Origin of the sequence: Mammaliicoccus stepanovicii, from assembly GCF_002902525.1 — a bacterium.
Classification (GTDB): Bacteria; Bacillota; Bacilli; order Staphylococcales; family Staphylococcaceae; genus Mammaliicoccus; species Mammaliicoccus stepanovicii.
Genome location: NZ_PPQZ01000019.1, coordinates 1 through 25,802 on the forward strand (window position 1 = coordinate 1; position 25,802 = coordinate 25,802).

Annotated in this window: 30 protein-coding genes; 18 read left to right on the top strand and 12 right to left on the bottom strand. The window is 32.5% G+C overall.

All coding sequences use genetic code 11. From position 1 onward, the window contains the following. The 3 genes from dltB to dltD all read left to right on the top strand — a co-directional run. On the top strand, window positions 1–1,057 hold a 1,057-nt coding region (gene dltB, locus CD111_RS04055), incomplete at its 5' end, for a D-alanyl-lipoteichoic acid biosynthesis protein DltB (protein WP_103268488.1). A gap of 12 nt (window positions 1,058–1,069) precedes the next feature. Next, the gene (dltC, locus tag CD111_RS04060; RefSeq protein ID WP_095088990.1) at window positions 1,070–1,306 is read left to right on the top strand and encodes a D-alanine--poly(phosphoribitol) ligase subunit 2; all 237 of its coding nucleotides are present in this window, start codon (window positions 1,070–1,072) and stop codon (window positions 1,304–1,306) included. Then, window positions 1,303–2,481 (top strand): D-alanyl-lipoteichoic acid biosynthesis protein DltD, encoded by a 1,179-nt coding sequence (dltD, locus tag CD111_RS04065; protein ID WP_095088988.1) that lies wholly within the window; start codon window positions 1,303–1,305, stop codon window positions 2,479–2,481. The genes dltC and dltD overlap by 4 nt, the downstream gene beginning before the upstream one ends. 194 nt (window positions 2,482–2,675) lie before the next feature. Here dltD and CD111_RS04070 read toward each other — a convergent pair whose 3' ends face one another. Further along, the gene (locus CD111_RS04070; RefSeq protein ID WP_017001072.1) at window positions 2,676–2,918 is read right to left on the bottom strand and encodes a NifU family protein; all 243 of its coding nucleotides are present in this window, start codon (window positions 2,916–2,918) and stop codon (window positions 2,676–2,678) included. Between the two features lie 109 nt (window positions 2,919–3,027). Here CD111_RS04070 and CD111_RS04075 point away from each other — a divergent pair, with 109 nt between their 5' ends. Then, window positions 3,028–3,351, top strand: a complete 324-nt coding sequence (locus tag CD111_RS04075) for a YuzD family protein (protein WP_095088986.1) — start codon at window positions 3,028–3,030, stop codon at window positions 3,349–3,351. Between the two features lie 151 nt (window positions 3,352–3,502). Here CD111_RS04075 and CD111_RS04080 read toward each other — a convergent pair whose 3' ends face one another. Next, window positions 3,503–4,567 (bottom strand): NAD(P)/FAD-dependent oxidoreductase, encoded by a 1,065-nt coding sequence (locus CD111_RS04080; protein ID WP_095088984.1) that lies wholly within the window; start codon window positions 4,565–4,567, stop codon window positions 3,503–3,505. 152 nt (window positions 4,568–4,719) lie between these two features. Here CD111_RS04080 and CD111_RS04085 point away from each other — a divergent pair, with 152 nt between their 5' ends. The 7 genes from CD111_RS04085 (at window position 4,720) to CD111_RS04115 (ending at window position 10,480) form a co-directional block, all read left to right on the top strand. Next, entirely contained in the window at window positions 4,720–4,956 is a 237-nt protein-coding gene (locus CD111_RS04085; protein ID WP_095088982.1) for a YuzB family protein, read from the top strand. Window positions 4,957–4,968: 12 nt separating this feature from the next. Further along, on the top strand, window positions 4,969–5,328 hold the full coding sequence (locus tag CD111_RS04090) for a HesB/IscA family protein (RefSeq protein ID WP_095088980.1): 360 nt from the start codon (window positions 4,969–4,971) through the stop codon (window positions 5,326–5,328). A gap of 159 nt (window positions 5,329–5,487) precedes the next feature. Beyond that, window positions 5,488–6,702: an NAD(P)/FAD-dependent oxidoreductase gene (locus CD111_RS04095; RefSeq protein ID WP_095088978.1), complete on the top strand. Its 1,215-nt coding sequence runs from the start codon at window positions 5,488–5,490 to the stop codon at window positions 6,700–6,702. A gap of 66 nt (window positions 6,703–6,768) precedes the next feature. Then, window positions 6,769–7,089, top strand: a complete 321-nt coding sequence (locus CD111_RS04100; RefSeq protein WP_095088976.1) for a YuiB family protein — start codon at window positions 6,769–6,771, stop codon at window positions 7,087–7,089. Between the two features lie 17 nt (window positions 7,090–7,106). Next, the gene (locus CD111_RS04105) at window positions 7,107–8,582 is read left to right on the top strand and encodes a M17 family metallopeptidase (RefSeq protein ID WP_095088974.1); all 1,476 of its coding nucleotides are present in this window, start codon (window positions 7,107–7,109) and stop codon (window positions 8,580–8,582) included. Between the two features lie 183 nt (window positions 8,583–8,765). Continuing rightward, window positions 8,766–10,085 carry a Na+/H+ antiporter family protein gene (locus tag CD111_RS04110; protein ID WP_095088972.1) on the top strand — a complete coding sequence of 440 codons (1,320 nt, stop codon included), beginning with the start codon at window positions 8,766–8,768 and terminating at the stop codon, window positions 10,083–10,085. A 23-nt stretch (window positions 10,086–10,108) separates the two neighbouring features. Then, window positions 10,109–10,480: a PaaI family thioesterase gene (locus tag CD111_RS04115; protein ID WP_095088970.1), complete on the top strand. Its 372-nt coding sequence runs from the start codon at window positions 10,109–10,111 to the stop codon at window positions 10,478–10,480. Window positions 10,481–10,753: 273 nt separating this feature from the next. Here the strand turns inward: CD111_RS04115 and mnhG are convergent, their stop codons facing one another. The 8 genes from mnhG to kapB form a co-directional block, all read right to left on the bottom strand. Beyond that, window positions 10,754–11,095 carry a monovalent cation/H(+) antiporter subunit G gene (mnhG, locus tag CD111_RS04120; protein WP_095088967.1) on the bottom strand — a complete coding sequence of 114 codons (342 nt, stop codon included), beginning with the start codon at window positions 11,093–11,095 and terminating at the stop codon, window positions 10,754–10,756. Next, a complete protein-coding gene (locus CD111_RS04125) occupies window positions 11,073–11,363 on the bottom strand; it encodes a Na(+)/H(+) antiporter subunit F1 (RefSeq protein ID WP_095088965.1) in 291 nt (96 codons plus the stop codon). Before CD111_RS04125 ends, mnhG begins: the two co-directional genes overlap by 23 nt. After that, window positions 11,360–11,842, bottom strand: coding sequence for a Na+/H+ antiporter subunit E (locus CD111_RS04130; protein ID WP_095088963.1), 483 nt, complete (start codon window positions 11,840–11,842; stop codon window positions 11,360–11,362). Before CD111_RS04130 ends, CD111_RS04125 begins: the two co-directional genes overlap by 4 nt. Then, window positions 11,842–13,332, bottom strand: a complete 1,491-nt coding sequence (locus CD111_RS04135; protein WP_095088961.1) for a Na+/H+ antiporter subunit D — start codon at window positions 13,330–13,332, stop codon at window positions 11,842–11,844. The genes CD111_RS04130 and CD111_RS04135 overlap by 1 nt, the downstream gene beginning before the upstream one ends. Beyond that, entirely contained in the window at window positions 13,325–13,666 is a 342-nt protein-coding gene (locus tag CD111_RS04140) for a Na(+)/H(+) antiporter subunit C (RefSeq protein WP_095088959.1), read from the bottom strand. The genes CD111_RS04135 and CD111_RS04140 overlap by 8 nt, the downstream gene beginning before the upstream one ends. Beyond that, a complete protein-coding gene (locus CD111_RS04145) occupies window positions 13,666–14,094 on the bottom strand; it encodes a Na(+)/H(+) antiporter subunit B (RefSeq protein ID WP_095088957.1) in 429 nt (142 codons plus the stop codon). Before CD111_RS04145 ends, CD111_RS04140 begins: the two co-directional genes overlap by 1 nt. Beyond that, window positions 14,075–16,486, bottom strand: coding sequence for a Na+/H+ antiporter subunit A (locus tag CD111_RS04150; protein WP_095088954.1), 2,412 nt, complete (start codon window positions 16,484–16,486; stop codon window positions 14,075–14,077). Before CD111_RS04150 ends, CD111_RS04145 begins: the two co-directional genes overlap by 20 nt. A gap of 150 nt (window positions 16,487–16,636) precedes the next feature. Next, window positions 16,637–17,014, bottom strand: coding sequence for a sporulation phosphorelay system protein KapB (gene kapB / locus CD111_RS04155; protein ID WP_095088952.1), 378 nt, complete (start codon window positions 17,012–17,014; stop codon window positions 16,637–16,639). Between the two features lie 76 nt (window positions 17,015–17,090). Between kapB and CD111_RS04160 the strand changes: the two genes are divergently transcribed. From CD111_RS04160 to CD111_RS04190, 7 genes are all read left to right on the top strand, one after another. Next, a complete protein-coding gene (locus tag CD111_RS04160; RefSeq protein ID WP_095088950.1) occupies window positions 17,091–17,684 on the top strand; it encodes a peptidylprolyl isomerase in 594 nt (197 codons plus the stop codon). Window positions 17,685–17,766: 82 nt separating this feature from the next. Next, window positions 17,767–17,967: a hypothetical protein gene (locus CD111_RS04165; RefSeq protein ID WP_095088948.1), complete on the top strand. Its 201-nt coding sequence runs from the start codon at window positions 17,767–17,769 to the stop codon at window positions 17,965–17,967. After that, on the top strand, window positions 17,957–18,214 hold the full coding sequence (locus CD111_RS04170) for a DUF1871 family protein (protein WP_095088946.1): 258 nt from the start codon (window positions 17,957–17,959) through the stop codon (window positions 18,212–18,214). Before CD111_RS04165 ends, CD111_RS04170 begins: the two co-directional genes overlap by 11 nt. 146 nt (window positions 18,215–18,360) lie before the next feature. Further along, window positions 18,361–18,741: a S1 domain-containing post-transcriptional regulator Ygs gene (gene ygs, locus CD111_RS04175; RefSeq protein WP_095088944.1), complete on the top strand. Its 381-nt coding sequence runs from the start codon at window positions 18,361–18,363 to the stop codon at window positions 18,739–18,741. Between the two features lie 169 nt (window positions 18,742–18,910). Next, on the top strand, window positions 18,911–20,455 hold the full coding sequence (gene pruA, locus CD111_RS04180; protein WP_095088942.1) for an L-glutamate gamma-semialdehyde dehydrogenase: 1,545 nt from the start codon (window positions 18,911–18,913) through the stop codon (window positions 20,453–20,455). Between the two features lie 72 nt (window positions 20,456–20,527). Then, on the top strand, window positions 20,528–21,718 hold the full coding sequence (locus CD111_RS04185; RefSeq protein ID WP_095088941.1) for an ornithine--oxo-acid transaminase: 1,191 nt from the start codon (window positions 20,528–20,530) through the stop codon (window positions 21,716–21,718). Between the two features lie 108 nt (window positions 21,719–21,826). After that, window positions 21,827–23,071 (top strand): Glu/Leu/Phe/Val family dehydrogenase, encoded by a 1,245-nt coding sequence (locus tag CD111_RS04190; protein ID WP_095088939.1) that lies wholly within the window; start codon window positions 21,827–21,829, stop codon window positions 23,069–23,071. A 78-nt stretch (window positions 23,072–23,149) separates the two neighbouring features. Here the strand turns inward: CD111_RS04190 and argH are convergent, their stop codons facing one another. Together argH and CD111_RS04200 are read right to left on the bottom strand one after the other, a co-directional pair. Continuing rightward, entirely contained in the window at window positions 23,150–24,523 is a 1,374-nt protein-coding gene (gene argH / locus CD111_RS04195; protein WP_095088937.1) for an argininosuccinate lyase, read from the bottom strand. After that, window positions 24,520–25,722, bottom strand: coding sequence for an argininosuccinate synthase (locus CD111_RS04200; protein WP_095088934.1), 1,203 nt, complete (start codon window positions 25,720–25,722; stop codon window positions 24,520–24,522). The genes argH and CD111_RS04200 overlap by 4 nt, the downstream gene beginning before the upstream one ends. Between the last annotated feature and the right edge of the window lie 80 nt (window positions 25,723–25,802).

Below are 25,802 nucleotides of genomic sequence, written 5' to 3' on the forward strand. Positions count from 1 at the left end.
GGATAATCAATATCTAAGTTATCAATTAATATTTTTCGTCTTATATGTGATATATCAAATAGGATTAATTAAAATATATTTAAAAATTGTTGAAAAAAGTAATAACTTTAAAATGTTTGCCTTTGCAATTTTATTATCATTACTTCCGTTAATTACAATCAAAGTATTACAAAGTAGTTGGTTAGGTGAATATCAAGTCAAGATATATGGAACAAGATTAATTGAATTTATAGGATTTCTTGGAATTTCATACATCGCATTTAAGAGTATCCAATTAATCATGGAAATTCGAGATAAGAGAATAAAGTCTATAGAAGTATTAAAACTTGTAGATTTTATTACGTTCTTCCCAACAATTTCATCAGGGCCAATAGATCGTTATAGAAGATTTATTAAAGATGAGAACACAATTCCAACACCAGAAGCATATTATGGTTTATTGATAAAAGCGACACATATGATTTTTATAGGGTTTCTATATAAATATATTATTGCTTATTACATAAACGAATACGTTATCAAAGTTGTTCCGATTGATACTGACCAAACATTTATGAATTACTTGGTATATATGTATGGTTATAGCTTCTATTTATTCTTTGATTTTGCAGGGTATAGTTTATTCGCAATTGCTTTTAGTTATTTATTAGGTATACAAACACCTATTAACTTTAACAAGCCATTTAAATCTAAAAACATTAAAGACTTTTGGAATAGATGGCATATGAGTTTGTCGTTTTGGTTTAGAGACTGTGTATATATGAGATTTGTCTTCTGGGTATCTAAGAAAAAATTAATAAAAGATAAATTGCTCATTTCAAACTTAGGATTCCTATTAAACTTTTTCATTATGGGTATCTGGCATGGAATCGAAATTAATTATATATTATACGGTTTATACCATGCATTTTTATTTATAGCTTATGGCTATTATGAAGTATGGCGCAAAAAGCACCCGCTTAAAGTAAACAATATGTTTATAAATGCGGTAGCAATCGTCATTACGTTCCATTGTGTGGCATTTGGATTTTTACTATTTTCAGGAAAATTAATTTAAAGGAGATTCATTATGAATTTTGAAGAACAAGTATTAGACTTATTGGCAGAGGTTGCAGAAAATGACATCGTGAAAGAAAACCCAGATATTGAGATTTTTGAAGAAGGGATTATAGATTCTTTTGCTACTGTGGGATTATTAATAGAGATACAAAACAGCCTTGGGATAGATGTTACAATTACGGATTTCGACAGGGATGAATGGGCAACTCCGAATAAAATAATTAAAGTACTTAAGGAATTACAATGAAATTAAGATTACTATTACCATTATTATTTAGTGGTATATTGTTTGGTTTATTTCTTTTAATTCCTGTAGAGTGGTTTACATCTTTATCCAAGCACGAGAACATTAAGCAAGAATCAACATCACTTGATGATTCAGTTTTAAAAGGCATACATTCTCAAGAAGAGATGTTGAAGAGCAACAAATATTATCCTGTTTTTGGCTCAAGTGAGTTAGAAAAACCAGATATTTTTCATCCAGCACATGTATTAAATGAGAAAAAGGCGAAGTTAAGCCCTTATTTAATAGGAACTGGTGGATCAACTGATTTGATTCATGCCATCAACATTGGAAGTCAATCACATAACTTAAAAGGTAAGAAAATTGCCATCATTATTTCACCGCAATGGTTTACAAACCATGGATTAACGAATGATAATTTTAATGCAAGATTGTCTCCAATTCAGACGGATCATTTATTTTCAAATGAATCATTAAGTCCCGAATTAAAGAATAGATTTGCAAAGCGATTAATACAGTTTGATCAACTAAAGAATAATTCATATTTAAATTCTGTCATTAAATCGCCGACGCATCAATATGATGAAGGCACATATATGAATAATTTCGAATATAAAATCTACCAAAAACATGATGCGCTTAAATCTATATTATTACCGGCCAAATCGCCGTTAAATAATGAGAAAGCACATGATTTAAGTCATTTGAGTTGGGAAGAAATGAGAGATTATGCTTCTGAATATGGAAAAAAACATTCGACTAATAACAAATTTGGTATGAACAATCATTATTGGCGTCAATTAATGAGCCAACATAAACGTTATAATCGTAATTATGAGTTCAACAAAAATTCAAAAGAATTTAAAGATTTACAACTATTAATTGATACGTTGAAAGAATCTAAAGCAGATCCATTGTTTATCGTTATACCTGCAAATGGAAAATGGTATGATCATATAAATGTAAATCCTGCGAAAAGAGAAGCAGTTTATCAAAAAATAAACGAGACTATTACATCAAATGGCATGAAAGTATATGACATGACTGATAAAGAATATGAACCTTATGTCATTACAGATGCTGTTCATATAGGCTGGAAAGGCTGGGTCTATATAGATGAGCAAATGATTAATCACATAAACGGTAAATATGATGAAAGTATCAGTAGACAATTTTAGTAAAATTTCCTGGGAAATTTTATATTTGAATTATTTAGTGTTATGTTAAAATCCCTACACGTTAGTCTAAAGCTAACGTGTAGGGATTTTTAATATACAACAAAGTCTGGGACTCATTAGTTATGTCCCAGACTCTCAAAGCAATCTATATGATTACCATATGAAATTTATTTAAAATAAAGTTTTTAACAATATTAGAATACTTGTTCTACTTCAACTACACCTGGTACTTCTTCTAATAACGCACGTTCGATACCTGCTTTTAATGTGATTGTTGAACTAGGGCAAGTACCACAAGCACCAAGTAAACGTAATTTTACAATGCCATCATCTACGTCCACTAATTCACAGTCACCACCGTCACGTAATAAGAATGGTCTTAATTTTTCAAGGACGTCACTAACTTGATCAAACATTGTTTGTTGTTCTGTAGTCATATATATAAATGCTCCTTTCACAAAGTCTTATTAGATACATTAATCTTATTTATCTATTATAATAGATATACAGTAAAAAATCTATTCATCAAACTAGGGGGATTTCAATATGTCTAAAGCAAGTATCGTCGTATATGGTGCAGATGTTATATGTGCGAGTTGTGTCAATGCACCTTCTTCAAAAGATACTTATGAGTGGTTAGAAGCAATTTTAACAAGAAAGTATCCAAATTTAAATATTGAGTACACATATATTGATATTGAAAAACAAACTGAAAATTTAACAGATCATGACCAACAGTTTATTGAAAGAATAAATGAAGATGAATTGTTTTATCCACTTGTGACGATAAATGATGAATATGTAGCAGATGGTTATATACAATTAAAATCTATAACAAAATTTATGGATCAACATTTAGTAGTCGAATAATAGCATGATTGCTTTTGAAATAATTAAAGCAACTAATATTTACAGGTATGAGCTGATTATGGTAGTTATTAAGAAATGTAACAAGACATCGCATAATTGTCATGAAGACTTTTATGCGATGTCTTGTTAATTGAATCATGCAATAAGTGCATTATCCATTATGGTATTTATATAACCAGAGTACGCCGGATTTGATTACTCTTGCTAATCGGCCTGTAACTGTTTGTTCCATTAAATAAGCAAATCCTTGTTTTTCGCCTAATGATCCAACAAATCCTTGAGGCTTTAACTCTGGCATTTTTTCAGGTAGTGGTTTGTTAGCCCATTGTAGCTTCATAACTTCAGCAATTTGATCTGCTTGTATTTCTGCTAAATAAGCACTTGGTGCGTGTGGTAATGCTGCACAATCACCTACAATATATACATTTTTGTATGTTGGAATTTGATGATATTGATTTACAATAACCCTTCTACTGTCATTTGTATCAACAGGTAAGTTTCGAACTATTTCAACTGGTTGAATACCGGCTGTCCATACAACTAAATCAACCTCATGGATGTCTTCATTATTATGAAGCTTTCCTGGATCAACTTTTGTAATGTTTGATTTTGGCACAACTTCAACATCATGTTTGTCGAACCATTTTTTGACATAATTACTAAGTTTTTCAGGGAAAGCAGGAAGAATTCGTTCGCCTCTATCAAATAATTTAATTTTGATATCTTGACGACTTTCTCTTAATTCACTAGCAAGTTCTATACCACTTAAACCAGCACCTACAATACCTATTGTAGCGTTGCTAGGTAAGTCACAAATTGCTTGGTAAGTTTTGCGTGCATTTTGTACTGTTTGAATACTATATGTGTATTCTTTTGCACCAGGAACATTATGGTATTTGTCTTCGCAACCTAATCCAATGACAAGTTCGTCATAATCAACCCTTGTATCACCTACTGAAACAATTTGATTGTCTAAATCAATATCTGTTATCTCCCCATATACCGTATTGATTTTAGTGTTCTTTGGAAATTGAACTCGAATGTCTTTGTCTGGTGCTGTACCTGCTGCTAGAGCGTAGAACTCTGTCTTTAAGCTGTGAAATGGCATACGATCAATTAGCGTAATTGAATAATCGGAAGGTAAAGCGCTTGGGATAATTTCTTTCATCAAGCGCATATTACCATATCCGCCCCCTAATAATACTAAGCTTTTCATCGTTATTCTCCTTTATCCTAAATCAAATTTCTACAAATTTGTATGTATATATTTTATAATATATAAGTATACTTTCAGTATAATCTTTTTTGGCATAAACTACAATGAATGTTAAAATTGTTTAATGAATATGAAGTAAGTAGGTGAACACATTGAACCCAATTGTCGAATTTTGTATTTCAAACTTGGCTAAAGGTGCTGATGCAGTGTTTAACAAGCTCGACAATGATCCAAACGTAGATGTACTAGAATATGGCTGTCTACAGAATTGTGGACCATGTGCTAGAGGGTTATATGCATTAGTTAACGGAGATATGGTCAAGGGTGAAACACCAGATGAATTATTAGCTAATATATATAGTCATATAGAAGAAAATTGGATTTTTTAGGAGGAGTTATTTATGGCAACAGTAATATTAACTGAGGCAGCAGCATATGAAGTAAAAGATATGCTAAATAGTAACGATATGGCAGAAGGGTACTTAAGAGTATCCGTTAAAGGCGGAGGTTGTACGGGATTATCTTATGGTATGTCCGCAGAAGAAGAACCATCTGAAAATGATGAAGTACTTGAGTATTACAATGTTAAAGTATTAGTAGACAAAAAGGATGCACCGATTTTAAATGGTACGACTATTGATTTTAAAACATCATTAATGGGTGGCGGATTCTCAATAGAAAACCCTAACGCAATCGCAGCATGTGGTTGTGGAAGTTCCTTTAAAACGAAAGACGTTGCAGGTACACCTGAGAATTGTTAAAGTATGCACAAAATTTTGTGTGACACTTGAATTTATACTTATAAAAATATACAATAAACCTTGTATGTAAAAGTTTTATCTTTGATTGTGACAAAAAACACAAAGAGGCACGAAATTTAAAATAGTGCCAAACAATATTAGAAAGTATAGGTGAAAATAATGGGATTTGAACGTAAAAAAGTTCTCGTATTAGGGGCAGGTTACGCAGGCTTACAAACAATGACTAAATTACAAAAATTAGTCTCAAACCAAGATGTTGAATTAACTTTAATTAACAAAAATGATTATCACTACGAATCAACTTGGTTACATGAAACATCAGCTGGTACTTTAAACTATGAAGATGCTTTATATCCAATTACAAATGTAATTGATAGAAATAAAGTAAACTTTGTTAAAGCTGAAGTTAGCAAAATTAATAAAGATGCTAAAAATGTTGAAACTACAAATGGCGTATTTGAATATGACATTTTAGTTGTTGCACTTGGATTTGAAAGTGAAACATTCGGAATTGAAGGTATGAAAGAACATGCACTTCAAATCGAAAATATTAACACTTCACGCCGAATTGCAAAACATCTTGAAGATAAATTTGCAAATTATGCATCTTCAAAAGTTAAAGATGAAAATGACCTAGCTATTTTAGTTGGTGGCGCTGGATTCACTGGTGTTGAATTATTAGGCGAATTAACTGAACGCATCCCTGAATTATGTAAAAAATATGGTGTAGATCAATCTAAAGTTAAAATTACTTGTGTTGAAGCAGCACCTAAAATGTTACCTATGTTCTCTGAAGATTTAGTTAACTACGTTGTTAAATATTTAGAAGATCGCGGTGTAGAATTCAAAATTTCTACTCCAATCGTAGCTTGTAACGAAAAAGGTTTCGTTGTTAAAGTAAATGATGTTGAACAAACATTAGAAGCTAATACAGCTATTTGGGCTGCAGGTGTTAGAGGTAGTAAATTAATGGAAGAATCATTTGATGGCGTTAAGCGTGGTCGTATCGTAGTTAAAGATGACCTATCTATTGATAACTATGATGATATCTTCGTAATTGGTGACTGTTCAGCTGTAATGGCTGGTGAAGGAGACAACAAACGTCCACTTCCAACTACAGCACAAATTGCAATGCAACAAGGTGAACACTTAGCTAAAAACATTAACAATATTTTCAATGGCGAAAAAACTGAACCATTTGTTTATGATGATAAAGGAACAGTATGTTCATTAGGTAGTCATGATGGTGTTGGTGTTGTTATGGGCCGTGAAATCACTGGTAAAAAAGCAGCATTTATGAAAAAAGTTATCGATACTCGTGCTATCTTCAAAATCGGTGGCATCGGATTAGCCTATAAAAAAGGTAAATTCTAAGTAATTAGAAAATTAAGTACAGAGACCTGCTATTAGGCGGGTCTCTTTTTTTAAAGGAGGTTAGTTATGATTTCATTACCACAAGTTATCATATCGATGGCACTATTTTTTGTATTATTTTTTGGAATTGCATTTATACTAAACATGCTATTAAAAACAACTTGGCTAATGGTTGTTTTATATCCATTTGTAATATTTGCTATCGTTGATAAAGTTTCAACAACCATGTATTTTACAAATCCATCTACAGCATTTTCGAAATTGTTAACTGGTTTAGTTCATATACATACAGCAGACATTTTGATGCTAGGGTTTGGGTGGATTGGTGCTATTGTTGCAGGATTTGTAATACGTAATTTAAGAAGAAGCGGTTATTCAATGTTCTAAAAAAGGGGATAGATAAAATGAACTTTTTATTTAAAAATGCATATGAACAAAATGAACTACCAATTGTAATAGGTTGTCCAAGCCATTTGAATCAAATGGCTAACTTTGATGAAGTAAGCCAAATGTTAAATAATCAACTTGAAGACTTAAAGAAACAACAAATTATTAGTAGTGAATTAGGTGTTATATCTACTACTGGCATAATCATTAATGATAAAATAGTGAAACTCATAACGGTTGGTTTAGGAAATTTAAAAGAAATAAAAGATAACGATTACCAAAAAGTTTATGGGCAATTAAGCAGATATTTACATAATAATAAAATTGAAGAAATTCAATTAATTGATGATACGTTTAAATCTCAAACAATTTCTGATAGCGAGCGATTATATCGTTTTGGATGGTTCTCGAAACAAGCAGTATTTAATTTTGATAATTATAAATCAAGTAAATCAGCGGATATAGAAACTAAAATTCACTTTATAAACAGTTCATCTGATAATGTCGAAACATATATTCAACAAGGTGAAATTTTGGGTGATAGCATTAATTTAGCTAGAACATATTCTCAAACACCACCAAACATATTGACGCCAGAATATTTTGCGAACCAAATTAAAAATCATTTCAAAGATACGCAAGTCTCAGTGTCTATTAAAGATGAAGTAGCAATTAAGAATGAAGGAATTGGTTTATTAGATGCTGTTGGAAAAGGATCTATCAATCCACCGAGATTAGTCACTTTAGAATATAAAGGATCAGATAAAGATCCAATAGCATTGGTAGGTAAAGGTGTTACTTATGATTCAGGTGGATACCAAATTAAACCTAAAAATGGCATGCCAACTATGAAATATGATATGAGCGGTGCGAGTAATGTTGTTGCAATGGTAAATGCCATTAGTGAATTACAATTACCGATTCATATTGTAGCTGTATTACCACTTGCCGAAAATATGATTTCTAACGCAGCAATGAAACCTGATGACGTATTTACTGCTTTAAGTGGCGAAACTGTAGAAGTAACGAATACAGATGCAGAAGGTAGACTTGTATTAGGAGATGCTGTTTCGTATGTGAAACAATACCGTCCAGAACTTATTATGAATTTTGCTACATTAACAGGTGCTGTCGTTGGTGCACTTGGATTAGGAAAGACAGGTATTTTCTCAAGTGATGGGGATGCTTATATCGATGCTATTAAATCAGCAGCAAAATATTCAAACGAAGTGAGTTTTGAGCTACCAATTACAGATGAAGAAAAAGAAGATATTCGATCATCTGATGTAGCAGATTTAACGAATTGTATGTTGAATAAGCATGGTAAAGCGTTATTTGCTGCGGCATTCGTTACGCATTTCAGTGGGGATATTCCACATTTACACTTTGATATTGCGGGATCTGGAGAAACTGAACGCGATTCATTTAAAGGTCCTAAAGGTGCAACAGGTGCGATGATACCTACTGTATTACATTTCTTGAAAAATAAATAATACATCCAAAAAGGCAGTAAAAATTCTAATTATCATAGTGTTTTTACTGCTTATTCTTTAAAGGATATTAATTGAATATTCGGACTAATTGCTACGTGATTGACATGGTCGTAATCAACTGATAAGATAAATTCATTGATTTACTTTATCGTGGTAGAGAGTTAAAGAACGGAGGAGTTTATTTTGGAAATTAATGCTGTATTAGTAGCAGTTTTAATCATGATTGTACTTTGTTTATTTAGATTAAACGTTGTTCTAAGCATTTTTATAGGTGCTTTAACAGGAGGATTACTCAGCGGAATGTCTTTAGACAAAGTTATTTCAACATTTGGCACGTCTATTGTTGATGGTGCTGAAGTAGCATTATCATACGCTTTATTAGGCGGATTTGCAGCACTCATATCTTACAGTGGCATTACAGATTATATAGTTGGTAAAATTATTAAATCTATGAAGAAAGAAAATTCACATACTAGTAGGTTGAAAATTAAAGTGACACTCGTAGTTGTGTTACTTGTTATATCTGTACTTAGTCAAAATATTATACCTGTTCATATAGCATTTATACCAATTTTAATTCCACCATTATTAAGCTTGTTCAACGAATTACAAATTGATAGAAGATTAATTGCAACAGTAATCGGATTTGGATTATGTTTTCCTTATATTCTTTTCCCATATGGATATGGACATATCTTTCAATCCATTATATTCGATTCATTTGAAAAATCACATGTTGATATAGCATTTAATAGTATATGGAAAGCAATGTTAATTCCATCAATGGGTTATGTATTTGGATTAATCATAGCACTTATCATTTATTGGAAACCAAGAAAATATAAAACAATTAAAGTAGATGAAGAAGAAGAAATCAAAACTTTAAAACCTTATCCATTAATTGTTACAGCAGTAGCCATATTGGCGACTTTTATCGTACAAACATTTACTGAATCAATGATTTTTGGTGCGTTAGCTGGGATTTTAATCTTCTTCTTCTCTGGATTATATAATTGGAAAGATTTAGATGTAAAACTTGTAGAAGGTATACAAATCATGGCATACATTGGTGTCGTTATATTATCTGCTAATGGATTCGCAGGTGTTATGAATGAAACACATGAAATTGGTAATTTAGTTCATAGTTTAGCTGCCATTACGGGTGGTAATAAAGTATTTAGTATTATCATGATGTATGTCATTGGATTAGTTGTAACATTAGGAATAGGGTCCTCATTCGCTACTATTCCGATTATCGCAAGTTTATTTATTCCTTTCGGTCAAGAAATGGGATTAAGTGCGATGGCCTTAATAGCAGTAATAGGGACTGCAGGCGCTTTAGGAGATTCAGGAAGTCCAGCGAGTGATTCAACACTAGGACCTACTGCAGGTTTGAACGTCGATGGTGAACATGACCACATTAGAGATACTTGTATTCCTAACTTTCTCATCTACAATATACCACTTCTTATATTTGGATTTATTGCAGCTATGGTACTATAGTATTGAATGAAGGGGGAAATACTATGAATTTACTAGAACATCTTCAAATGAAAACAATTGAAATTAAACATGGTTATATTGAAATGACAATGCCTGTTACAGATGAAGTGAAGCAACCATTTGGATATTTACACGGTGGTGCAACAATTGCATTAGGTGAAACAGCAGCTTCTATTGGCGCACATGCATCATCACAAGAAGATGAAATACCTCTTGGTCTTGAAATCAATGCTAACCATATAAAGTCTGTACAATCAGGGGAAGTGAGAGCAATAGGAACTGCACTTCACATAGGACGTACTACTCAAGTGTGGGATGTAAAAATTTCAGATGAACACGGTGAATTAATTTCAGTTATTAGAGCAACAATTGCAATTAAGAAAATAAGATCATAATTATAACGTAATAGAATTTCAATTCAGTCATCTAATGACCATAAAAATCCTGGGACAAATTTGTTCCAGGATTTTTATTTATTATTTAAATTACATACTACAGACGCTTTTGATGATAATTGTATAGAAGGGCGCTAAGTAGCCAGATTAAGAAATCTAGCAAAATAGAATAAAGAAAAAGAGATCTAATCCATTATTTTATGGATTAGATCTCTGAATTTGTACATGGTTATTTATGTACCAAATTCGTCTATGATTTATATTAATAGTAAATTATTTAGCATCCTTCAAATCATCTCTTAAAGTTCTGTCTGTAGGTTTAACCCCCATATAATATGCACTTCTTGAAACTAAGTGACCTGCAAGTGGTCCAGTGATAAATATGAAGATGATACCTAATAACAATTGAACATTGAAATGGCCATCTTTACCTATGAAATAAATAAGAACACCAGTTAAAATCAACATTACACCAAGTGTAGAAGCTTTCCCAGAGGCATGTGCTCTAGAATAGACATCTGGTAGTCTAAGTATACCAAGAGCAGCGAAAAAGCTGAAAAAGGCACCTGCGACCATCATAATAACTGAAATACTAATAAGTATCGTCTCTATCATTTTCAATGATCTCTCCTTTATCCATAAATTTAGCAAAAGCTGCTGTACCTAGGAATGCCAGAATACCAATTAATAACAATATAACGAATAAGAACGTTGTATCGGTTAATACCGAGAATAAAGCTATAATTGCCATTAATGTAATGCCTAATGCATCTAATGCAATAACTCTATCAGCTAAAGTTGGTCCTAAAATTACACGAATGAGTATACCAATCATTGAAATTGCGACAATGATAATCGCGATAATTACGAAAATATTCGTCATCGTATACTCACCTCCTTGATTGCTTTTTCAAAGGAATCTTTAATTGCACTAATTTCAGAATCTATATCTGAAAAATCTATAGAATGTATATATAGTGTTTTTTGATCATCTGAAATTGCGACTACGATAGTACCTGGAGTTAGTGTAATTAATTGAGATAATAATGCAACTTCCCAATCATGTTTCAACTCAGTAGGATATGCAAAAAATGCCGGTTTATTATGAATTTCTTTTTGTATGACGATTCTGATCACATCAATGTTAGCTAATATTAATTCTTTCATAAATATTAGTCCTAAAACAAATGCTTTCCATACAGGTCTTAAATATAAATGATTGCCAGGAAGAAGCGGTAATGCAGCTATTATAAATAGAATACCGAATAAGTATCCAAATACAAATGCACCGAACGTGTATGTATCTGAAAGCATCATCCAAAGTGCTGCTAATAATACATTAATGAGTGCTTGTATAGCCATTAGTAATCGCCTCCTAACGCATTGACATAAGTCTCAGGATTATAGAATGGTAATGCAGCTTTTTCTATTAATGGATATAGCATATCTGCTCCAAGACCAAATAAAATTGCGATTACCGTGATCGTTAAAGAAGCAAACATCAGTTTCTTTATTGGTAATTTTGGATTAAATGTATATCCTTTTTCTTCTCCCCAAAATGCCATTAAGAAAATTCGCATCACAGAATATAGAACGAATAAACTTGATAATAATACAACTATACCACTAATGTAATAACCTTTTTCGAACGTTGACATGACAATCATATATTTGCCGTAAAAACCACTTAATGGTGGAATACCAGCTAATGATAGTGCAGCAACAAAGTAGAACCATCCTAATACTGGATAATGGTTTATTAGACCACTAAAGTTTCTTAAATCAGGTGTGCCAGTAATTTTGATAATAATACCAATTAATAAAAATAGTGCTGCTTTTATGATCATGTCATGTAGTAAGTAATAGATACTACCCATCATACCAGTTTTATCCATCATGGCAGCACCAATAAGAATGACACCAATCGCAATCATTATGTTATAAATAATGATTTTTTTAATGTCATAATAAGCAATGGCACCGATACAACCCATGATGATGGTTAAGATAGATAATACGATTAATGTCTGGGTTATAAAGTCGCTATTCACTGAATAGAATAAACTAAATGTACGCATGATAGCGTATGCACCGACTTTTGTTAATAATGCACCAAATAATGCAATAATCGGAATAGGTGGTGCATAATAAGCGCCAGGTAACCAGAAATATAGCGGGAACATACCAGCTTTAGTTGCAAAAACAAATAAAAACATAATAAATGTTATGACTACAATATTTAAATCAGTCTTAGAAAGCTCTGCAAACTTTACGTGTAAATCTCCCATATTAAGTGTACCTGTTATTGAATAAAGCATACCAACACCCATTACAAAAAATGCCGATGTCAGTACGTTAACAAGTATATATTTGATACTTTCTTGTAGCTGGATTTTCGTACCACCAATTACAAGAAGTAAGTATGATGACATTAAGAATACTTCGAAAAATACGAACATGTTGAATAAGTCACCAGTCATAAACGCACCGTTTACACCAGTTACCATCATAGATACACCGAAGTAATAGAAGTAACGTTCACGATGTATGCCTATAGATTGATGTGAATAAACTAATACACAAAGTGTAATAAATAAGCTGACACTTACGAGTAATGCACTTAACATATCAACGTAAATAACGATACTATAAGGGACTGGCCAACTTCCTAAGTTCATCGTCATAGTGCCATTTAAATTAATGTTGTAAATATTATACAAACTTACAAGAAAAGCAAGTATAAATCCTGTTAACACGACTTTACGTTTAACATAAGGTCTTTGACCTATAAATATAAGTGTAACAGCAGTTAAAAATGTGATGACAAGAGGTACAATAATCAAGTTATTCATCTTTCGGTACCTCCTTCATCTCTTCCAAATTATCTGTACCAAGCTCTTTGTAACTTCGAAAAGCAAGAACTAAGAAAAATGCAGTAACCGCAAATGCGATAACAATTGCAGTTAAAATTAATGCTTGCGGAAGTGGATCGACATAATTTTTGATGCCTTCAGTTTCGATAGGGAGGGCACCTTTTTTTAGTCCACCCATTGTAAGAAGCATTAAATGAACGCCATGTGAAAGTAGTGTCGTACCAATAATAATCCTAATTAAACTCTTAGAGAGAACTAGGTATACTGATACGGATATGATAATACCTGCAACGAAAATCATTAATATTTCCATTATTCATTCTCTCCAATCGATAATATGATTGTTATCGATGTACCGACAACAGCAAGTAATACGCCTAAATCAAACAACATAGCAGTATGCCAATGCACTTCACCAAATATTGGGAGATGAAGCTCACCAAATTTGTGTGTAAAAAATGTTTTGTGATAAGTCCAACTTAAAATCGGTGTTAATATACAGAAAAATAATCCAATACCAGTGACGATTTTGAAGTCGAAGGGAAACATTTTGTTTAAAGTCTTCATATCAAAAGCAATCCCAATAATGATAACTGCTGAAGACAGTAATAACCCTCCAACGAAACCGCCACCTGGACTATAATGACCACCGAAGAATATGGATACTGCGTACATCATAATAATTAGGAAGATAATGACAGCATTAAACTGAAAGAATACATCATTCGATTGTTTCTTCATTTTCATTACCTCCATTTTTGTTATTATCACGTAATTTTATAAGTGTATAAATACCTAATCCTGCAATACCTAGAACTGCAGATTCAAATAATGTATCAAAGCCACGGAAGTCAACAAGAATAACATTTACCATGTTTTTTCCTGCTGCTAAATCATAAACATTATCAATATAATATTTAGAAATTGAATCAAAGTGTCTATTACCGTAAGCAATTAAACCGATTGTAATAACTGATATACCAACACAAATAGCAATTAAGAAATTGCCGATTTTGAATTTTCTATCTTCATCATGTCTATTCATTTTAGGTAAATGGAAGAAACATAATAAGAACAATGCTGTTGAAATTGTCTCGATTGAAAGTTGAGTTAAAGCTAAATCTGGTGCACCAAATAACACAAAGAACAATGCGACTGAATACCCAACAGCTGCAAGCATAATGATGCTGAATAATCTTGATTTTGCTAAAACGATACAGAATGTACTAACGAGTATAAGACCCATAAGTATAACTTCATATGGTCTAATTTCACTAATATGATCGAATGCAATACTTACTGGATGTGTAAATATTGTAAGTGCCGTCATAATGATAAAGAATGAAAAAATATACATTAAATATGATCTTATAAATCCTGTCATATAACTTTGTGTAATTTTATTTGAGATATAAGAACTTAAATAAATACCTCTATCATAATAATAATTGAAAGTTAAATATTCAGGTTGATAAGCGTATACTTTAATCCATTTCGAAACGGATTTAAATAATACGAAACCGACAATAAATACGATCAATGTACCCATTAATGCAGGTGTTATACCATGCCAAAATGAGATGTGTACTTCTGGACTTTCTGCATAAGGTGCAATTGCTCTAACTGCAGGTGCAATGATTGAATTGCTTAATATATTTGGGAATAAACCAAATATCACAACTAATGAAATTAAAATCCCAGTCGGTAACAACATAAGCTTTGGCGCTTCATGTGGTTTTTTAGGTAATTGATCAGCTTTGTATTCTCCAAAGAATATTTCATGAACATATTTAAATGAATATACAAATGTAAAGATACTACCGACAACTGCAATAACTGGAAGTAAAAATCCAAGTGTCGAAAGGTTGAATACACCAGCTTTATGAGAATCAAACATTGCAGTTAAGAAAAGTTCTTTTGATAAGAAGCCATTAAATGGAGGAACACCTGCCATACTTAATGCTGCAATAATCGTGAACGTACATGAAATAGGCATAATGGTCATGAGTCCACCTAGTTTTTTAATATCTCGTGTTCCGACTTCATGATCAATCGTACCCGTTATCATAAATAATGCGCCCTTAAAGGTTGCATGATTGATTAAGTGGAATACAGCTGCAATAATACTTGCTAAAAATAACTGACTTTCCTCTCCGGTATAATGATAACTAACTGCTCCAATACCCAGCATAGACATGATCATACCTAGCTGTGAAATAGTAGAGAATGCGAGGATGCCTTTTAAGTCTTGTTGTTTTACAGCATTAAATGATGCCCAAAACAGCGTGACCAGTCCTATAGCAGTGACTGTCCATACAAAGCCACCATTTATAGCAAATATAGGTGTCGTTCTTGCGACTAAATATATACCGGCTTTTACCATTGTTGCTGAATGAAGGTAAGCACTTACTGGTGTAGGTGCTTCCATTGCATCAGGTAACCAAATGTGAAATGGAAACTGTGCTGACTTTGTCATTGCACCAATTAATACGAGTACCATTGCTAGAATAAATAAAGGCGATTTCTGAATTGTCTCTGCATTTTGAATGAGTGACGTGATACTCCAAGAATTTCCTGCAATTGATAGCGAGATAAAGCCACCAAGTAGCATAAGCCCACCAAACACTGTTATTAATAATGATTTTTGTGCACCATAGATGGATGACTTTTTATGTCGCCAATAACCAATGAGTAAGAAACTTGATATTGAAGTTAATTCCCAAAATAGATAAAGCATTAATAGGTTATCGGATAGTACTACACCTAACATTGCGCCCATAAACATTAATAAGTAACAATAGAAATTTCCCAAAGATTCATTCTTACTTAAATATGTAATTGAATAAAGTACGACTAACGCACCAATTCCGGAAATTAAAGATGCAAATAATAAACTGAGTCCATCTAAATGAACTGCAAAATTCATTCCGAGTCTTGGCATGAATTCCCAAATAACAATAAATGGCTTGTCTGAATCAGGAACATTTATGTAAGACATAAAATAACTAAAAATAATGATTGGTATAGGTAAAACAAACCAACCTAGATGAATTTTTTTATAAAATCTATAAAAAATCGGTATAATAACTGCAAATATTAAAGGTAATAAAACCATAATATGCATTAAACTCATTTAATAACCTCCCTCCAAAAAATACCTATAAACTATTATACACAATTTTTCATTTGCATGAAAACAGTCGAAATGCTCATGTTTAGAATTTTTAAGCGCTTATTAAATATGAAGAAACGTGTTCATTTAAGTATAAATTTTTTCAAAAGACTAGAAGTTTGTTTTGTATTGTCTTTCGTAATCTAACTTAAGTTGTTGAATGCATTTAAGCGCTTCTTTGCTATAAGCATTATCTCGTTTTGACATTTTGTCTTCTAATTCATTTAACGCAGATTTTAATGATGAAATATAATCAGGCAGTTCTAATGTATATTCTTTTAAAAATTGTGGAGATGTATATCTCTTTTCGTATTTACTTAATGCTTTTCTTTCATGGAAAAATACATTTTCTACTTCGTTTGGATTATGTATATCTCCTTGTCTAGGATGTTTAAGTACGGCAAGTACTTGTATAAGCTTTTCTTCTCCTTTTTCATCGATGATTTCAACGACATATTGTCCTGTTTTATGAGGAAATTGATATAACATGTTGATAACCCCTTTCAATAAAATTATGTTATGATATTACTATTGTATTTATTTTAACATGAATGGAGAATTATAAATGACAAACTACCCACAATTAACAAACGAAATACTTGAAGGTGAGCGTGTTGTTGAAATTAAAACAACAAAAGGAAATATGACTTTCAAATTATTCCCAGAGTTAGCACCAAAAACTGTTGAAAACTTTATTGGTTTAGCTGAGAAAAAATATTACGACGGTATCATTTTCCATAGAGTAATAAATGATTTTATGGTACAAGGTGGAGACCCAACAGGAACAGGTATGGGTGGAGAAAGTATATATGGAAGTGCCTTTGAAGATGAGTTTTCATTACAAGCATTTAATTTATATGGTGCTTTATCAATGGCTAATGCTGGTCCAAATACAAACGGATCTCAATTTTTCATTGTTCAAATGAGAGAAGTTCCATCTAACATGCTATCTCAACTTAAAGATGGCGGATGGCCAGAAGAAATTATAGACTATTACGCTAAAAAAGGTGGAACACCTTGGTTAGATCAAAAACACTCAGTATTTGGTCATATTGTAAAAGGCGAAGACGTATTAGAAGAAATTGCGAATGTTAAAGTTGGTGCAAATGACAAGCCAGTTGAAGATGTTGTAATTGAAACAATTGACATCATTCAATAAATCGACATTCAATTGTCATAAAAAACAATCGTATTCGACTAAATCTTTGTTATAATCTAATTGCTAAGGGAGTGGTCGGATTATGATGGAATTTCTTTATTTTCCAGATAATAAATTAGAATATATTCCTGCTGTTGCAACTTTGTTACTTTTTATGATTTTGGCGTATATCGTTTTTAACTTATTCCGAAAAAAATCAAAAAGAGACGAAGAAAAAATGAAGTCATTTGAAAGACAAGTGATGAATCATTTGGAGCAAGAGGAGAAAAAAAGTGAAGAATAACGAAGTGAATATTGCACTTTATAAACTTCTTTCAGATTGGAATCCTATGAACTTTGATGATCAATCACTAGGGGATAGTGAAGTTTATGAGTGCATGGATGCCGTTCATGAAATAGAAGATGTGAATGAACTTGCTCAAAAGTTTCAAGATATATATGTATTTTCATTTGATATTACAATTAATAAGGAAATATGTATGCAAATGGCTATCAAAGCGACTGCATTACAAAGTTATTGTGAAATATAATGTTATAGAAAGAAAGAGGTTACGACTTATTAAAATATGTCCTAACCTCTTTCTTTTTTGTTTAAATAACGTATTTATGGTTTCTTTAAATTAACTATGCTATGATATAAGAGTTAATAACTATAAGTACAAGGGGTTTTCTAATAGTGAGAAAACAATATAAAGTTGGCCAGTTCCTAAAAGTCAAAGTGACTGGCATTCAGCCATATGGCGCCTTTGTTGAAACCCCTGATCATGTGGAAGGTCTTATTCATATTTCGGAAGTAATGAATGATTACGTTCATAATTTGAATCAATTTTTAACTGTCGGACAAATAGTTAAAGCTAAGATTATTAAAGTAGAATCTGACGGGAAATTGAATTTAACACTTAAAGAAAATGAATATTTCAAGAGACAAGAGCGTAAGAAAGAAAGACGCTCTGTGTTAGATGAAATAAAAGAGACAGAAAAATATGGGTTTCAACCATTAGAGGAAAGATTGCCTAAATGGATTGAGCAGTCAAATAAGCATTTACAAGACGATTAAATGAACATTTAATCGTCTTTTTGTATATTTATTTAAAGTAATTTTACTATAAAAGTGAAAGCCTATTTATTGTAAAAAAATAACTTGAAGTAAGCTATATGTATGTGTCATTATAGGAATGTAAGGGTTTTCTTTTTTGACCCATATAAACATAGGGAGGTTTACTTTAATGATTCCATACAAACACGAACCATTTACTGATTTTACGAAAGAAGAGAATAAAGCTGCTTATTTAGAAGGGCTAAAAACTGTCGAGGGATATTTAGGCAAAGAATATCCTATTATTGTTGGGGGAGAAAGAATTTTTACAGAAGATAAAACACGTTCTTATAACCCTTCAAACGTTGAAGAAACAGTAGGATTAGTTTCTAAAGCGAACAAAGAGCACGCTGAAAAAGCAATGGAGGCAGCAAAAGAAGCTTTCAAAACTTGGAGAGATACAGACCCAAGTGTACGTGCTGATGTATTATTTAGAGCAGCTGCGATAACGAGACGTCGTAAACATGAATTCTCTGCATTACTTTCTAAAGAAGGTGGTAAACCATGGAAAGAAGCAGATGCTGATACAGCTGAAGCGATTGATTTTATGGAGTATTATGCGCGTCAAATGCTTGAATTAAAAGATGGCAAAAAAATAGAAAGCCGTCCTGGTGAATATAATAAATTTAATTATTTACCAATAGGTGTAAGTGTCGTTATTTCACCTTGGAATTTTGCATTTGCAATCATGGCTGGTACAACAGTAGCACCAGTAGTAACGGGTAACACTGTATTACTTAAACCATCATCAAAAACGCCGGTAATTGCATATAAATTTATGGAAGTTCTTGAAGAAGCAGGTTTACCAAAAGGGGTAGTAAACTATATACCGGGTTCATCAAGTGAAATTGGTGATTTCTTAATTGATCATAAAGATACAAGTTTAATTTCATTCACTGGATCACGCGATGTAGGTGTATCTATTTATGAAAGAGCAGCAAAAGTTCATAAAGGCCAAAACCATTTAAAACGCGTTATCGCTGAAATGGGTGGTAAAGATACGATTGTAGTAGATTCAGAAGGTGATTTAGATTTAGCAGCAGATTCAATTGTACAATCTGCCTTTGGATTCTCTGGTCAAAAATGTTCAGCTTGTTCACGTGTAATCGCAGTTGAAAGTGTTTATGACGAGTTATTAGAAAAAGTAGTAGAACGTACAGAAAAATTAACTGTAGGTGATTCTACTGACCACGAAAATTATATGGGTCCAGTAATTGACGAAAATTCATTAAATAAAATTAAAAAATATATTGAAATTGGTAAAAAAGAAGGCCGTATTGTAGCTGGTGGAACAACAGATGAAGAAAAAGGTCACTTCGTTCATCCAACAGTAATCGCTGACTTAAAACATAATGATAGAGTGATGCAAGAAGAAATATTTGGACCAGTAGTTGGATTCAGTAAAGCAAAAGATTATGACGAAGCACTTGAATTTGCAAATGATACTGATTACGGTTTAACAGGTGCTGTTATTTCTAATAATAGAGAAAAATTAGAACAAGCACGCCGTAACTTCTTAGTTGGTAACTTATACTTCAATAGAGGCTGTACAGGTGCTATTGTTGGTTATCAACCATTTGGAGGATTTAAAATGTCAGGTACAGATTCTAAAGCAGGCGGTCCTGATTACTTAGTACTTCATCTACAAGGACGTACTACTTCAGAAATGTTATAATAAATTTGAAATATTAATCAAAACAGTAGAGCATAATACAAGCTCTACTGTTTTAATGGGAGGAGTTTTAATATGACTAAGTCACAAGAAATAATCGAACAAACAAATACATTTGGTGCACCAAACTATTTACCATTGCCAATTGTAATATCAGAAGCAGAAGGTATTTGGGTAAAGGATCCAGAAGGTAATCGTTATTTAGATATGTTATCAGCATATTCAGCTGTTAACCAAGGACATCGTCATCCTAAAATTATCCAAGCATTGAAAGATCAAGCAGACCGAGTAACATTAACATCACGTGCATTTCATAGTGATCAGTTAGGTCCTTGGTATGAAAAGATATGTAAATTAGCAGGTAAAGAGATGGTTTTACCTATGAATACAGGTGCTGAAGCGGTTGAAACAGCTATTAAAGCTGCTAGACGTTGGGCATATGAAGTTAAAGGTGTAGAAGATAATAAAGCAGAAATCATTGCAATGAATGGTAACTTCCACGGACGTACAATGGCAGCAGTATCTCTTTCTTCAGAAAAAGAATATCAAAGAGGCTATGGCCCACTTTTAGGAGGATTTAAGCTTGTTGATTTTGGTGATATAGAACAAATTAAAGCAGCAATCACACCAAACACAGCTGCTGTCTTAATCGAACCAATACAAGGTGAAGCTGGAATCAATGTTCCTGAAGATGGTTACTTAAAACAAATTAGAGAAGTTTGCGATGAGCATAATGTCCTATTTATTGCTGATGAAATTCAAGCAGGTTTAGGTAGAACAGGTAAATTATTTGCAACTGATTGGGATAATGTTAAACCACATATGTATATTTTAGGTAAAGCACTTGGTGGGGGTGTATTCCCAATTTCATGTATCGTTGGTGATAAAGAAATTTTAGAAGTCTTTAATCCAGGATCTCACGGTTCTACATTTGGTGGAAATCCATTAGCATGTGCCGTATCAAATGCAGCGTTAGATGTTTTAATAGATGAGAAATTATCTGAAAGATCATTAGAACTAGGTAATTACTTTAAAGCAGAATTAGAAAAAATCAATGATCCAGTTATAAAAGAAGTACGCGGAAAAGGTTTATTTATCGGTATTGAATTAACTGAAGAAGCAAGACCATATTGCGAAAAACTAAAAGAACTCGGACTACTTTGTAAAGAAACTCATGATACTGTTATTCGTTTTGCACCACCACTCATTATTGAAAAAGAAGATTTAGATTGGGCTATTGAACAAGTTAAATCTGTATTTAAATAAAATTCTTGATAACGTTTACAAAAAGTGATTTAAGACCTTTTAAAAATAATCAATTATGTTACAATTATTTAGAGTGAAAAAGTATTTAAAAAAGAGGCGAAGAGGATCATGAGCGAAAATTTAAATTTAGTTTCATCGACACAAGAAATAATTGGTGAAGCCCTTAATAAATTAGGTTTTGACGAGGGAATGTACGATCTAATTAAGGAACCAATGAGATTATTAACAGTTCGAATTCCAGTTAGAATGGATGATGGTACAGTTAAGACATTTACTGGGTATCGTGCTCAACACAATGATGCAGTTGGACCAACTAAAGGTGGGGTGCGTTTCCATCCAGATGTTGACGTTGAAGAAGTAACGGCGTTATCAATGTGGATGACTTTAAAATGTGGAATCGTAGACTTACCTTATGGTGGCGGTAAAGGTGGAATAGTATGTGACCCACGTACTATGAGTATCCATGAAGTAGAAAGATTATCTCGTGGATATGTACGTTCAATATCACAAATTGTTGGACCGACTAAAGATATACCAGCACCAGATGTATTTACAAATTCACAAATCATGGCATGGATGATGGATGAATACAGTCAAATGGATGCATTTAACTCACCAGGATTTATTACAGGGAAACCACTTGTATTAGGTGGGTCTCAAGGTAGAGATCGTTCAACTGCTTTAGGTGTAGTTATTGCAATTGAACAAGCAGCGAAGAGACGAGGCAAGACAATTGAAGGATCAAGAGTTGTAATTCAAGGATTCGGAAATGCAGGAAGTTTCTTAGCTAAATTCTTGTTTGACCAAGGTGCCAAAATTGTAGGTATTTCAGATGCTTATGGTGCACTTCATGATCCTGAAGGTTTAGATATAGACTATCTATTAGATCGTCGTGATAGTTTTGGAACAGTAACAAACTTATTCGATGAAACAATTTCTAATAAAGAATTATTTGAAATTGATTGCGATATTTTAGTTCCAGCAGCAATTTCAAATCAAATTACTGAAGAAAACGCTAATGATATTAAAGCAGAAATTATAGTTGAGGCTGCAAACGGTCCAACTACAATGGGTGCAACTAAGATTTTAAGTGAACGTGGTATTTTATTAGTACCAGACGTTCTTGCTAGTGCTGGTGGCGTTACAGTTTCATACTTTGAATGGGTTCAAAATAACCAAGGTTATTACTGGACTGAAGAAGAAGTAAATGAAAAATTACGCGAAAAACTAGTTAAAGCATTTGATACAATTTATAACTTATCAGAAAACAGAAAAATTGATATGCGCTTAGCGGCTTATATCGTAGGTATTAAACGTACTGCTGAAGCAGCAAGATATAGAGGATGGGCATAAGAAGCCTATTAAACATAATAAAGCCTGAGACATGTTTGTGTCTCAGGCTTTATTATGTTTGTATAAGAAGTAAATGAATTATAATAATGCTTTGGCCACTTTAATTTGATGTTTAACTGATTCTTGGCCTGTTGAACCATAGCTCTTTCGACGGCTTAAACAGTTTTCTGGTTTTAAATATTCAAATACATTTGCGTCAATTTTTTCATTATATGATTTATATTGCTCGAGTGGCACATCTAGTAAGTATTGATTATTTTGAATACACCATAATACAATTTTGCCTACAATTTCATGAGCTTCCCTGAATGGTATGTTTTTTTCAACGAGATAGTCAGCCAATTCAGTAGCATTTGAAAAATCTTGATGAACTGTTTCGTGTAATCGTTCAGTATTAACTGTCATTGAAGTAAGCATACCTTCAAATATACGTAATGATCCTTTAATCGTATGAATTGAATCAAATAAACCTTCTTTATCTTCTTGCATATCTTTGTTGTATGCTAAAGGTAAGCCTTTTAAAGTAACAAGCATACTCATTAAATGACCTGTCGTTCGACCAACTTTACCTCTGATTAATTCTGCCATATCTGGATTTTTCTTTTGTGGCATAATGGAAGAGCCAGTTGAAAAACTATCTGATAAAGTTACAAAATTAGCTTCGTTACTTGACCAGAAAATAATTTCTTCAGAAAATCTGGAAAGATGAACCATTGTTAATGAAATGTTATGCAAAGTTTCTACAATGTAGTCTCGATCACTCACCGCATCTAAACTATTTTCATAAATATTTTGGAAATTTAGTAGTTCTTGAGTACGATGTCTATCTATATTATGTGTTGTTCCACTCAAAGCAGCAGCACCAAGTGGACTGATATCGATACGCTTAATACTATCTTGGAAACGTGATTTGTCACGCTCTAACATCCAAAAGTAAGTCATAACATGGTGGGCAAATGAAATAGGTTGTGCTCTTTGTAAATGTGTATAACCAGGCATAATCGTATAAACATGCTCATCCGCAATATTTAGAATTGCATTTTGTAATGAGGTAATCAAATCAATTATTGATTTGACGTTCTCTTTTGTATAAAGGTGCATGTCAGTAGCAACTTGATCATTTCTGCTTCTACCAGTATGGAGTTTGCCACCGACTTGACCAATTTTTTGAATAAGTGCATGCTCAATATTTAAATGAATATCTTCGAGTGATTCACTTAATTCAAGTTTGTCTTGATAGTAATCATGTTGAATTTCTTTTAACCCTCGAATGATTTGTTTAGACTCTGCTTCTTCAATGATACCTTGCTCAGCAAGCATTGTAGCATGTGCGATACTACCTTGAATGTCCTGATCAATTAAATTTTTATCAAAATGGATAGAAGCGTTAAACGCATCTACCCAAGATTCGGGATTAGATTCAAATCTGCCTCCCCATGCTTTTTTACTCATTTTAAAACACCCTCTGTTTTTAGTAATGCATTGACCTTAGTAGGTAAGCCGAATATTTCAATAAAGCCTACAGCTGCATCTTGGTTGAATGCATCTTCTTTAGTATAAGTTGCTAATTCTTCATTATATAAACTAAATGGTGATTTACGGCCATTTACTATAACGTTCCCTTTAAACAGTTTAACACGAACTGTTCCTGTTACATTAGTTTGCGTTGAATCGATAAATTGTTTAAGACTTTCTGTTAAAGGTGAGAACCAAAGTCCATTATAGATTTGTTCTGATAATTGCTTTTCGATAACTGGTTTGAAATGTGCAACATCTTTAGTTAATGTAATAGTCTCTAATGCTTTGTGTGCTTCCATGATAACTTTTGCACCTGGCGTTTCATATACTTCACGAGATTTAATACCTACTAGACGATTTTCAACATGGTCAATTCTACCGATGCCATGTAGGCCAGCAATTTCATTTAATTGTAATATTAACTCATCTAAAGGATAAACTTTATTATTGATAGAAATAGGTAGTCCTTCTTTAAATTCAATTTCCATTTCTTCAGCTGTATCGGGTGTTTCTTCAATCGGATTTGTTAAATCATAAGCATCTTCTGGTGGTGTTGCAAAAGGATCTTCTAAAATACCACATTCATTACTACGACCCCATAAATTTTGATCAATTGAGTATGGAGAATCTAAATTAATTGGAATAGGAATGTTATGTTTCTTTGCATAATCGATTTCTTCTTCACGACTCCATGACCATTCACGAACTGGTGCAAGAACTTCAATATGAGGAGCCAAAGCTTTAATTGCAACTTCGAAACGAACTTGGTCATTACCTTTTCCAGTACAACCATGTGCTATAGCTATCGCATCTTCTTCTAATGCAATCTCAACTAATTTTTTTGAAATTAAAGGTCTGCTTAATGCTGAAACTAACGGGTAAGTACCTTCATACATAGTGTTACCTTTAATGGCATACCCTACATAATCTTCACTGAACTCTTTAGTAGCATCTATTACATAAGATTTTTCTGCACCCATATCATATGCTTTTTGTTTAACAAGATCTAAGTCTTTACCTTCTCCTACATCTAAACAACATGCCACAATTGTATAACCTTTTTCAATTAACCATTTTACAGCGACACTTGTATCTAAACCACCTGAATATGCTAAAACAACTTTTTTATTCATAAATTTCAACCCCACTTTGTGTATTATTATTTAATATATTGAATATTTAATCGTTGTATACACAATACCATATCTTTTTT